Raw genomic sequence first — 12,326 nt, forward strand, 5'->3', positions numbered from 1 at the left:
GGCTATTTTCTTATATTATGGTACAATATGTATATATTATAAGACCAATCATCGAGTCGATAGGGAAATTTTTAAAAAAGGAGCGTAGGTAATGTGAAGGCTGTCATGATGTCGTTCTTGTTGGGGAGCTTTTGTTTATCTCTAGCTGCATGTGATCAAGCGCAAGGAGAGGAGGGACAGGCGGAAGATCCGATAACTGTTACGCTTGAGAAAAAAGTGGACAAGGATAAGCAATCTGACATAAAAACAGACAAGAAAGAAAAAGACAATGAGAAAGAGGATTCTACTAACAAAACTGAGGAAGATAATGATCAAGTAACACAGGAAATAAACGATGAAACCTTCATGAAAAGTAATGAAGGGGACCAAGTTTTAAACAGTTCTGAACCAGACTACTCAACTGAGTCGAACGAAAGCAATTATACATATCAAGATAATAATACGTCTGGTTACAGTTCCCCGTCCTCCAGTTACTCTGAGGGTCGTTCTTCAAGTGGGTCTACAACTACTACACCTTCTTATAACGACACAGATGATACGGAGGAGGAGGTTAGAGAAGAGGAACCTGATAAGGAGACATCGACTGAGAAAGATCCGGTTAGTAAGGAACCTGAAGAAGAGGAAGATACGCACAGACCAGATGAACCTGAAGAGCCAATAGAAGAAGAGGACGATTCTAGTGACATAACCGATCGAGATCCAAGCGATGGTCAAGATGAAGAAAATAAGTATTCTGATGAACAGGAAGAAAATTCTGATGAACAAGAATCAGATGGTGGTTCACAAGAATCAGGTGAATCAGGTGAATCAGGTGAATCAGGTTCATCACCAGAAGAACAATTTTCAAATGAAGAGGAAAACAATAAAAATCAGTCATAAAAAAAGTCGCCCAACGAGGCGACTTTTTACTATTAGATGTTCGTCGTATCTAACTTTTCTCCCTGAGATTCGTACCCTTTCATATACTTGATGCGGCGCTGAGCAGACGTTTCATTAACTTGCTCATCAGCGTGGTAGGAAGAACGGACCATTGGGCCAGCTTCACAATGTTTGAAGCCCTTTTCCATAGCAATATTCTTTAACTCTTCAAATTCATCCGGGTGATAATAACGTTCGACGTTCAAGTGCTTTTTCGTTGGTTGTAAATATTGGCCAATCGTCATGATATCAACGTTATGGGCAAGAAGATCATCCATAGCCTGGACAATTTCTTCCTTTGTTTCTCCAAGCCCGACCATGATGCTTGATTTTGTTGGTGTATCTGGACGAATTTCTTTCACACGTTTCAGTAATTCGAGGGACCGGTCATACATCGCACGGGCACGAACTTTTTTAGTTAAACGACGGACTGTTTCAATGTTGTGATTAAAGATGTCCGGTTCCCCGCCCATTAACGTGTGCAGGCTTTCGTAGTCGCCTTTCATATCAGAAGGCAGGATTTCAACTGTACAGCCTGGAACTTTACGACGAATCGCCTTTACGGTTTCGCCAAAAACAGCAGCTCCGCCATCTTTTAAGTCATCGCGGGCTACCGCTGTAACGACAACGTGTTTAAGACCCATAATTTCCACGGATTCAGCCACTCGTTCTGGCTCGCCCCAGTCCAGCTCGTTTGGCAGGCCTGTCTTAACGGCACAGAAGCGGCATCCGCGCGTACATGTGTCGCCTAAAATCATAAACGTAGCTGTTTTTCTTTCACTCCAGCACTCATGAATGTTCGGGCAGCGTGCTTCCTCGCATACTGTATTGAGTTTCTTTTCCCGCATGAGTTTTTTTAAACCTGTGTAAGATTTGTTGGTATTAATTTTAATTTTAAGCCAATCTGGTTTTCTTATGTAATCCTGATTCTTTTTTGCCACGATTGATCCACTCCTCAGATGGTTTTTTAATCTTAAGTTATCGGGAATAATTCCATTTGTCATTGCTGTATTTCTCTTCAGCAATTTGATTCACTTCAGCCCATTGTTCTTCATCTAAATGAAAGGGCTCCAAATTCAGGTTTAATCCTTTTTCAAATCCCTGTTGGAAAGCTTTTTTTACTTCAGTATACGACTTTTTAGCCGGGCTCAGGTTGTTAATGGAAATGGCTTTGTCGCTAAAGGCTTTTCGAGCTCTCTCTTTTATTCGCTCATTCTTATAAATAAACATATCGAAAAGCTTGGTTTCATCGACTTCTATAGGTATCGACCCGTGCTGGAGGATGATTCCTTTCTTCCTCGTTTGGGCACTGCCGGCAGCTTTCTTACCATCTACGATCAGTTCATACCACGAGGGCTCTTCAAAGCAAACAGCCGACCCGTTTGTGTCGAGCTTCCCTTCAGGGATCGCAAATTCAGCAGCGATGTCAAGTTCCTTAAAACCTTCCAATAATCCTTGTGAAATGACTAAGTAAGCCTCTTTTACAGAAGCAGGCATATCAGGGTGTTGTTCTGAAACAATGACGCTATATGTAAGTTCATTGTCATGAAGGACAGCACGACCACCTGTTTGACGGCGGACAAGTTCATATCCATGGTTCTTTACGCTTTCTACGTCAATTTTTCCGTGAACTTTTTGAAAATAACCAACGGATAGACCAGCTGGATCCCAACCATAAAAGCGTAAAACAGGGGGGATTTTTCCTTCACGATGCCAATTCATCAACGCTTCATCCATAGCCATATTTAAGGCTGGAGTGAGGTGGTCAGAATCGACAAAGTACCATGTTTCCATCATGTTAGCCTTCTTTCCATTATAAAATTCCTTGCCAGCTTATAATATCAAGATAATTCTAACAAGGTAAAAATTCCAAGTCAAAAGCTATGTTTTAAATGAATTGCTCATTTATCTGATAGTATACACCCTTGTCCACATAACAGGCTAGGGGTTGTCATATTCTTTCCCATAACAAGTTTTAAAGACTTTCTAAATGTTTTGTGAGATTCATTTTTTTGTAAGGTTGGGCATAGAATGAAATTAACTTCTGGTTGTTACGACGAGGGAGGTCGTTAAGTGGATATTTTAAAAAGAGTCCAGGAACGAAGAGAGCAAGAAGAGGAATTGAAGTGGGAAGGTACCTTTCGAGAATACTTGGATCTATTAAAAGAGAAGCCGCATTTAGCTCAGTCCGCTCACTCGCGTGTATATAATATGGTTACACAAGCTGGTGTGGAAGAGGAAGAAAACGGCCATAAGAAGTATGCTTTTTTTGATGAAGATATTTATGGGTTGGATGAAGCAATGGAACGGCTCGTGGAAGAGTACTTCCATCCGGCTGCCAGAAGGTTAGATGTGAGAAAGAGAATCTTATTATTAATGGGACCTGTAAGCGGCGGTAAATCAACCCTTGTAAATTTATTAAAACGAGGGCTTGAAAAGTATTCGTATACAGATGAGGGAGCTGTATTTGCAATTAAGGGATGTCCGATGCATGAGGACCCTCTTCATATGATTCCGCATCATTTAAGGGATGAGTTTAGGGAGGAGTATGGCATTCGGGTTGAGGGAAGTCTCTCTCCATTAAACACGATGCGACTTGAGCAGGATTACGAGGGACGTATGGAAGATGTACTAGTTGAAAGAATTTTTTTCTCAGAAGATAAACGAACAGGGATTGGAACCTTCAGTCCGTCTGATCCGAAGTCCCAGGATATTGCTGATTTGACTGGCTCCATTGACTTTTCGACTATAGCTGAATATGGTTCGGAATCTGATCCAAGGGCTTACCGCTTCGACGGGGAGTTAAATAAAGCGAACCGAGGCATGATGGAGTTTCAGGAAATGTTAAAATGTGATGAGAAATTCTTATGGCATTTGTTAAGCCTGACACAGGAAGGCAATTTTAAAGCGGGGAGATTTGCTTTAATTTCAGCCGATGAACTGATCGTTGCCCATACAAACGAAGCGGAGTATCGTTCTTTTATAGCCAATAAGAAAAATGAGGCACTCCATTCTCGGATGATTGTCATGCCTGTTCCATATAACCTGAGGGTCACGCAAGAAGAGAGAATTTATGAAAAAATGATTCGCGAAAGTGATATTCGTGATGTGCATATTGCCCCACATACATTAAAAGTGGCCGCGATGTTTACGATTTTAACTCGTTTGAAAGAATCGAAGAAGGCGTCTGTCGATGTGTTGAAGAAGATGTACCTGTATGATGGAGAAGATGTTGAAGGCTTTAGCGATGTTGATGTTGAAGAGCTGAAGAAAGAATTCTCAGATGAGGGAATGAGCGGAATTGACCCACGTTACGTCATAAACCGAATTTCCTCGACCATTATTAAAAAGGAAATGACTTCGATTAATGCGCTCGACGTACTTCGTTCCCTTAAGGATGGGCTGGACAGTCATCCGTCGATTTCTAAAGAAGACAAAGAACGGTATTTAGAATTTATTTCACTTGCTAGAAAACAATACGACGACCTGGCTAAGAAAGAAGTTCAAAAAGCATTTGTTTATTCGTACGAAGAGTCAGCACGCACACTGATGGATAATTATTTGGATAATGTTGAGGCCTATTGCAATAAGGCTAAACTAAGAGATCCACTGACAGGGGAAGAAATGAATCCAGATGAGCGATTAATGCGTTCCATTGAGGAACAAATCGGAGTCTCTGAGAACGCGAAAAAGGCTTTCCGAGAAGAAATCCTTATCCGAATCTCAGCCTATGCACGGAAAGGCAAGAAGTTCGATTATCAATCTCATGAGCGGCTTCGTGAAGCCATTCAGAAGAAATTGTTCGCGGATCTTAAGGATATTGTTAAGATTACGACCTCTACGAAGACGCCGGATGAACAGCAGCTGAAGAAAATTAATGAAGTTGTCGCGACCTTGATTGACGAGCATGGATACAATTCAACTTCAGCTAACGAACTATTAAAATATGTGGGAAGTTTATTAAATCGATAGTTCAGTAATTTAAAGAAGCAAGGCCATCCGAATTTCGGGTGGTCTTGTTTTTATTTTCAGGGAAACATGTTTTACATAGTACGAAGATGGGAATAATGAAGAGCGGTAATCGTAGTCGATTAGACAAAATCCGACAACATCCTATTTGCAATGGGTCTGAGTAATCACTGAAAACTATGAATATTCTTATTATGTCGCTTTAGTAATAAAAAGTGAAAAAGGCGCCCCATTGCTACATCTTTCTTGTTATAATAGAACTGTTGTTTAAGCTTCAAAAAATAAGTGCTATATGTTGAATTTCGGGACGTTTCGACTCTATAATAGAATGTGTATTTGCAAACGTTTACGTTCTAGCATTGGACAACAACTACTTGTGGGGGTATTTAGACGTGTCAAATCAAGGCTCCAGTGAAAGCTTTTGGGAAAAATTTCACGGCCCCAATATGGGGTATATTGAGGAACAATACGAGTTATATGTAACAGATGCAAATTCTGTTGACGCTTCATTAAAAGAATTATTTGATGCTCATGGTGCACCAGCATGGATGAGTACATCAGTATCTTCAGTAACGAATGGAGAAGCACAGGCATCAGCTCAAGCTTCATCAGAAGATATTGTTAAAGTAACCTCAGCATTGAAACTTGTTGAGGCTATTCGTCGTCATGGACATCTAGAGGCAGACATCTATGCTGTGGGCGGTAAAGATCGTCAAGAAACACAGCTAACAGACATTAAGAATTATGGGTTAACTGAGGAAGACTTGAAGAGAATTCCGGCAGAATGGATATGGCCAGAATCCCCTGTCAAATTAGATAATGCCTTAAGTGTTGTCCGCACACTCAAAGAAAGGTACTCTGGTACAATTTCCTTTGAGTACGACCATGTAAACAACGATGACGAACGGATGTGGCTGCAAAATAAAGTAGAGTCAGCGGCTTTTCAAGTGAAATTAGGCAATGAAGAGAAGAAGCAGCTTCTTAAAAGACTGGCCGATGTGGAAGGGTTCGAGAACTTCCTGGCTAAAACTTTTGTAGCGCAAAAACGCTTCTCTATTGAAGGTTTGGATGTCATGGTCCCGATGCTGGATCATTTAGTTCAATCAGCTTCAGCTGATAAAATTAATCATATTATGATGGGCATGGCCCACCGCGGAAGATTAAATGTGCTTGCTCACGTCTTAGGCAAGCCTTACGATCGGATTTTTTCTGAGTTTCATCATTCTCCTAATAAGGAACTGGTACCTTCAGAAGGATCTACAGGCATTAACTACGGATGGACGGGCGATGTGAAATATCACTTCGGTGCCCGGCGTGAAATTGGTGATGGAGAGCAAACGAGCACTCGTGTCACCCTAAGTCACAATCCATCTCACTTAGAGTACGTAAATCCTGTCGTTCAAGGTTTCACCAGAGCGGCTCAAGACGATCGTTCGAATCCTGGCTATGCCCAAATGGATGAGGAAGAAGCCTTTGGTGTGCTCATTCATGGGGACGCTGCCTTCATTGGTGAGGGAGTTGTAGCAGAAGGGTTGAATATGAGTGATCTGCCTGGGTATCGTACAGGCGGAATGCTTCATATCATTGCAAATAACTTAGTAGGTTTTACAACGAATAGGCGCGATGGCCGTTCCACTCGATACGCAAGTGATTTGGCAAAAGGTTTCGAAATTCCTGTCATTCATGTGAATGCTGATGATCCTATTGCTTGTTTATCTGCTATATCACTATCTTATGAGTACCGTCAAAAGTTCCATAAGGATATTTTAATTGATTTGGTCGGGTACCGCCGTTACGGCCACAATGAAATAGACGAGCCACGCTCTACGCAGCCGAGGCTCTATAAGGAAATCGATGAGCACCCGACAGTGGCTAATCTATTTGAGAAAACTCTCGTAAATGAGGGGTTAGTCGAGGTAGGATCTCTCTCTCAAATCAATGAAGAAATTGAGAAAAACCTTCGTGAGACATACAATAATATGAAAGAAAATGAGACTGAGGAAGCCGATGTAAAAGATCGTCCAGGCGGGGTAGAACGTCCGCTTGATGAATTCGAAACAAAGGTTGAACTGGGCCGTTTGAAACAGTTGAATCAGGATCTGCTCAAACGTCCTGAAGGATTCAACGGGTTTAAGAAACTTGAAAAAATTCTGAAGCGACGGAGCGATATGCTGGATGACGGCAACAAGGTCGATTGGGGTGCAGCTGAGGCACTCGCTTTTGCATCGATCTTAGAAGATGGAACTCCAATTAGAATTACCGGACAAGATACGGAGCGTGGAACATTCGCGCATCGTCATATGGTTCTCCATGATATTGAAACAGATGAAACATATAGTCCGCTTCACGGATTGGACCAGGCAAAGGCCTCCTTCGATATTTATAATAGTCCATTGTCTGAAGCTGGTGTAATTGGCTTTGAATATGGATACAGTGTTCAAGCGGCTGAATCACTTGTCATTTGGGAAGCGCAATTCGGCGACTTTGCTAATGCGGGTCAAGTTATTTTTGATCAATTTGTTGCAGCCGGCCGTGCTAAATGGGGAGAGAAATCAAGTATGGTATTCTTGCTTCCTCATGGCTATGAAGGCCAGGGTCCTGAACACTCCAGTGCTCGACTGGAACGTTTCTTACAATTAGCCGCTGAAAACAACTGGACAGTGGCAAACGTGACATCTTCAGCTCAATACTTCCACTTACTAAGACGCCAGGCAGCGATTAGTAATAAAGAAGAAGCTAGACCATTAGTTGTTATGTCACCAAAGAGTCTGCTTCGTAACCAGAGAGTGGCGGTAGAAGCTGAACGTTTTAGTGAAGGAAGCTTCCAATCGATCCTAAGACAACCTGGTTTAACTAAAGAAGGAAAAGCTAAAGAGAAAGTGACATCATTGCTCATCGGCAGCGGGAAAATCATGGTTGAAATTGAAGATGCAGTAGAGAAGGCAGACCAAAAATTCGAAGCCGTTGATGCAGTTCGAATCGAACAAATTTACCCATTCCCGGACAAGAAACTTGCTGAGATTCTAGAGGCTTATCCAAATCTGGAAGAGCTCGTATGGGTTCAAGAAGAACCGCAAAACATGGGAAGCTGGTATTTTGTAGAAGGCATCCTTCACAAGCTGCTTAAAGAAGGACAAATTCACCGCTACGTAGGCAGACCGCATCGTGCATCTCCTTCCGTAGGTGAACCGAACATTCATAAAACAGAACAAAACCGAATCATCCAGGAAGCGTTACAGATGTCTAAAGGAGGAAAATCAAATGAAGGAAATTAAAGTTCCTGAATTAGCTGAATCCATCACAGAAGGCACAATTGCCGAGTGGCTCGTAAAAAAAGGGGATCAAGTAGAAAAAGGTGATCCTGTACTCGAGCTAGAGACAGATAAAGTAAATGTGGAAGTGAACGCCGATGCAAGCGGCGTAATTGCGGAGCTTTTAAAAGAAGAAGGTGATGACGTAGAAGTTGGGGACGTTATCGCTAAAGTGGATGAGAACGGTGAAGCAGGCGGATCTTCTGATGACAGTTCCGATGATAAGCAGGAAGAAAAACAGGAAGAGCCTAAGGAAGAAAAACAAGAGCAGCAACAAAGCACTGCTTCAGAGCAAAAAGAAGAAAAGAAACAAGCAAGTTCAAATGAACAAGAAGGCAGCACTAAAGGCGATGTGATCGCTACACCAGCAGCGCGTAAACGTGCGCGTGAGCTAGGGATCGACCTGAGTGAGATTTCTGCACGAGACCCATTAGGCCGAATTCGCCCAGAAGATGTGGACTCTGCGGCTAGCAGCAAGAATGAGAAAAAAGCTGCTCCTAAGCAGGAGAAGAAAGAAAGCAAGAAAGAATCAAGTGAGAAGACAGAGTTTGATAAGCCGGTAGTGCGCGAGAAAATGTCTCGCCGCCGCCAAACGATCGCTAAGCGTCTTGTAGAAGCGCAGCAAAACTCTGCTATGCTTACTACGTTCAACGAAGTAGACATGACGAATGTAATGAATCTTCGTAAAGAACGTAAAGATTCGTTCTTGAAGAAGCATGATATTAAATTAGGATTCATGTCGTTCTTTACGAAGGCCGCTGTTGGAGCTCTGAAAGAATTCCCACTGATCAATGCTGAAATTCAGGGCAATGAAATAGTGAAGAAGCAATTCTATGACATTGGCATGGCTGTTTCTACAGAAGAAGGTCTGGTCGTTCCAGTTGTCCGCGATGCTGACCGTCTTGATTTTGCCGGCATTGAAAAAGGGATTGCTGATGTAGCTACGAAAGCTCGTAATAAAGAGCTTCAGCTCGAAGACTTACAAGGTGGTTCCTTTACGATTACAAATGGTGGAATTTTTGGTTCTATGTTGTCCACACCGATCTTGAATTCACCACAAGTTGGTATTCTTGGCTTGCACAATATCGAGAAGCGAGCTAAAGTTATGCCTGATGATACGATTCAGGCACGTCCAATGATGTACATTGCTCTTTCCTATGATCACCGAATCGTTGATGGTAAAGATGCGGTACAATTCTTACGCCGAATTAAAGAAATGATTGAAGATCCTTACGATCTACTATTAGAAGGATAAAGTTTGAGAGAAGCACCTTGCTACTTATGAAGCGAGGTGCTTTTTTATGTGCTTTTATAAAGGAGTGGGAGATGTGGAGCCTGTTTTTGTACAGGTGAGGGTTTCCTTGCGCGAATTTGTGTGGATTTTTCCTTGATGCTTGCGGGTGTACGGGCCCTGAGGTTCGTGGGTTCGACCCTAGCACGCGCTTATTCGGCCCGAGGCTTCAAGGATTCGGCCCTAGCACGCACAAATTCTACCCAAAGCTCCGGCAGTTCTGCCCCAGTAGGTGCGTTTTCTCCACACCTCTGAGTATCCATTACTCATTCAATAGTTTCATCGTTATGTCTTCAAGCCTTGCAATCTTTTAATTTTTTCTGCGCGCTTAATGAGTTTCTTTTTTAAAAAAATAGGCATACATTTCTTTTTTCAGAAATAATCAAACCTTCGTTGATTTCGCTTCATCCATTGACATGGACCTGCATACGATAGAGTAATACTCAAAGCTAGGAGGGGAATTTGTAAATGGATGATAAGAAAAGTTTCGTAATTGCTGAAGACGACTGGTCCCTCCACCGGAAAGGCTATGATGATCAGCGCCGGCATCAGGAAAAAGTAAAAGATGCAATGAATAAACAACTTCCTGATCTAATTACGGAAGAAAACATTGTGATGTCTAATGGGAAGAAAGTTGTAAAGATACCGATTCGGTCACTTGATGAATATAAGATTCGCTACAACCACGACAAGAATAAGCATGCTGGTCAAGGAGACGGTGAAAGTGAAGTTGGCGATGTATTAGGCAGGTCACAGGAGAAACAAGGCAAGCCCGGTCAAGGAGAAGGTGCTGGAGACCAGGCAGGAGAAGATTATTATGAGGCAGAAATCAGCCTTGCTGAGCTGGAAGAAGCTTTCTTTAAAGAATTAACACTGCCGAACTTAGCTGAGAAAGAAAAAGATACGATTGTTCATGAGGACATTGAATTTCGCGATATCCGGAAAACAGGTTTGACAGGAAATATTGACAAGAAGCGGACGATGCTTGAGGCGTATAAACGCAATGCGCTTGGCGGCAAAGCAACTTTTGCCCCGATTTATCCTGAAGATATTCGCTACAAAACGTGGACAGATCAAGAGAAACCGGAGTCAAAAGCTGTTGTTATTGCAATGATGGATACAAGTGGCTCTATGGGGCAATGGGAAAAATATATGGCTCGAAGTTTTTTCTTTTGGATGAATCGATTCTTAAATAAAAATTATGAGACAGTAGATGTAGAGTTTATTGCGCACCATACGCAGGCAAAGGTAGTCAGTGAAGAAGACTTTTTCTCAAAAGGTGAAAGTGGCGGGACGATTTGTTCCTCGGCCTATCGTCGAGCACTGCAGCTTATCGATGAAAAGTATTCCCCGGAACGTTATAACATTTATCCTTTTCATTTTTCTGATGGCGATAATCTTACTTCTGATAACAAGCGGTGTATTTCCTTAATTAAAGATTTAATTGAAGTATCGCAAATGTTTGGATATGGGGAAGTGAACCAGTATAATCGTTCTTCCAGTTTAATGCAGGCCTATAAATCTATTGATCATCCTAAATTCAGACATCATATTTTAAGAAAAAAACCAGATGTGTTTCATGCTATGAAAGCGTTTTTTAATGATGAAGAAAGTGTTGAAGCAATGAGTTAAGAGGGGAAGCCAGGTTCAAAAGGAACCTGGCTTCTTTATATTAGAAAGTGGTTTAATTTTTTTAAAAATGGGAAAAAGATAGATACGCTGGCTTACCCCACGAAAAAAGCTGAGCTTGAAGGCAGCTCAGCTTTTTTCGTAGCAGCTATGATATTTGTTGTGATTCGTTATGATATGAAGAATACACTGTTAATTATAGTAAAGCAGGTTGAATTTGTAAAGGCTTTATCAAGAAAAAATAATCCATCCACCTTTCTAAATGGATAAGAGATTGTAGTAGAAGTCATATTCGGATACAATGAGAATCACAAGAAAGGGGTGTTGTGCGGTGGATAAACAAATAGGGTTCCTGGGTTGCGGTTCCATGGGTCAGGCGATGATTCAAGGGATGATCCAGTCGAATTTGGTAAAGCCGGAGCAAATTGCGGCCACTGCTTTAAGCGATGAAACCATCGATTTCGTCGATGAAGAGTATGGGATTCATATCTCTACTGATAATAAAAAATTGGCGCAGGAAAGTGACATTTTGTTTCTGGCTGTGAAACCTTATATCTATCAAGGGGTTATCCAGGAGATTAAATCATCAATCCATGAACATACTGTCATCGTAACAGTGGCAGCTGGAATAACGCTTGATCAAGTAAAAGAATCATTTGGATCGCAAGTTAAAGTGATTCGGTCCATGCCAAATACACCATCACTCGTGGGTGCCGGAATGAGTGTCCTTTGCCCGAATGACTTCATTACGGAAGAGGATCTTCATGATGTGAAGGAACTCTTTGAAAGCTTTGGCGAGGCTGAAGTGATAGAGGAGCACTTAATGGATGCTGTGCCGGCACTGAGCGGATCATCGCCAGCATTCGTCTATATGTTTATTGAGGCAATGGCTGATACAGCGGTGCAGCAGGGGTTTCCAAGAGACAAGGCCTATAAGCTTGCTTCACAGGCCGTGCAGGGGGCAGCGAAAATGGTGCTGGAAACAGGTAAGCATCCTGGTGAACTAAAAGATGCGGTCTGTACGCCAGGCGGCACGACCATTGAAGGGGTGACTGCGCTTGAACAGACAGGTTTGAGAAGTTCGGTCATTCAAGCTATGACGGCTTGCACCAATAAATCAAAAGAATTATCCAGTGGTTCATAAAGGGCGTAAAATCCAGGCTTTTTTGGTCTGGATTTTATTATGATGAAACCTAACGGTGAGATCG

Annotated in this window: 8 protein-coding genes; 6 read left to right on the forward strand and 2 right to left on the reverse strand. The window is 42.1% G+C overall.

Going from position 1 to position 12,326, the window contains the following annotated elements:
- Window positions 1-93 precede the first annotated feature (93 nt).
- The gene (locus B5354_RS12660; protein ID WP_079529187.1) at window positions 94-879 is read left to right on the forward strand and encodes a hypothetical protein; all 786 of its coding nucleotides are present in this window, start codon (window positions 94-96) and stop codon (window positions 877-879) included.
- Window positions 880-911: 32 nt separating this feature from the next.
- Here the strand turns inward: B5354_RS12660 and lipA are convergent, their stop codons facing one another.
- Complete coding sequence (gene lipA, locus B5354_RS12665) at window positions 912-1,859, reverse strand: lipoyl synthase (RefSeq protein WP_079530573.1); 948 nt, start codon at window positions 1,857-1,859, stop codon at window positions 912-914.
- A 37-nt stretch (window positions 1,860-1,896) separates the two neighbouring features.
- Window positions 1,897-2,712 carry a lipoate--protein ligase family protein gene (locus tag B5354_RS12670; RefSeq protein ID WP_079529188.1) on the reverse strand — a complete coding sequence of 272 codons (816 nt, stop codon included), beginning with the start codon at window positions 2,710-2,712 and terminating at the stop codon, window positions 1,897-1,899.
- 279 nt (window positions 2,713-2,991) lie between these two features.
- Here B5354_RS12670 and B5354_RS12675 point away from each other — a divergent pair, with 279 nt between their 5' ends.
- The 5 genes from B5354_RS12675 to proC all read left to right on the forward strand — a co-directional run bounded on the left by B5354_RS12675 (window position 2,992) and on the right by proC (window position 12,262).
- The gene (locus tag B5354_RS12675) at window positions 2,992-4,890 is read left to right on the forward strand and encodes a PrkA family serine protein kinase (RefSeq protein WP_079529189.1); all 1,899 of its coding nucleotides are present in this window, start codon (window positions 2,992-2,994) and stop codon (window positions 4,888-4,890) included.
- Between the two features lie 443 nt (window positions 4,891-5,333).
- On the forward strand, window positions 5,334-8,162 hold the full coding sequence (locus tag B5354_RS12680; protein ID WP_245804832.1) for a 2-oxoglutarate dehydrogenase E1 component: 2,829 nt from the start codon (window positions 5,334-5,336) through the stop codon (window positions 8,160-8,162).
- A complete protein-coding gene (odhB, locus tag B5354_RS12685; RefSeq protein WP_079529191.1) occupies window positions 8,149-9,453 on the forward strand; it encodes a 2-oxoglutarate dehydrogenase complex dihydrolipoyllysine-residue succinyltransferase in 1,305 nt (434 codons plus the stop codon). Before B5354_RS12680 ends, odhB begins: the two co-directional genes overlap by 14 nt.
- Window positions 9,454-9,957: 504 nt before the next feature.
- Window positions 9,958-11,121 carry a sporulation protein YhbH gene (gene yhbH, locus B5354_RS12690; protein WP_079529192.1) on the forward strand — a complete coding sequence of 388 codons (1,164 nt, stop codon included), beginning with the start codon at window positions 9,958-9,960 and terminating at the stop codon, window positions 11,119-11,121.
- Between the two features lie 328 nt (window positions 11,122-11,449).
- Window positions 11,450-12,262: a pyrroline-5-carboxylate reductase gene (proC, locus tag B5354_RS12695; protein ID WP_079529193.1), complete on the forward strand. Its 813-nt coding sequence runs from the start codon at window positions 11,450-11,452 to the stop codon at window positions 12,260-12,262.
- The last annotated feature ends 64 nt before the right edge of the window (window positions 12,263-12,326 follow it).

It is taken from the genome of Halobacillus hunanensis, from assembly GCF_900166655.1.
GTDB classification, from domain to species: domain Bacteria; phylum Bacillota; class Bacilli; order Bacillales; family Halobacillaceae; genus Halobacillus_A; species Halobacillus_A hunanensis.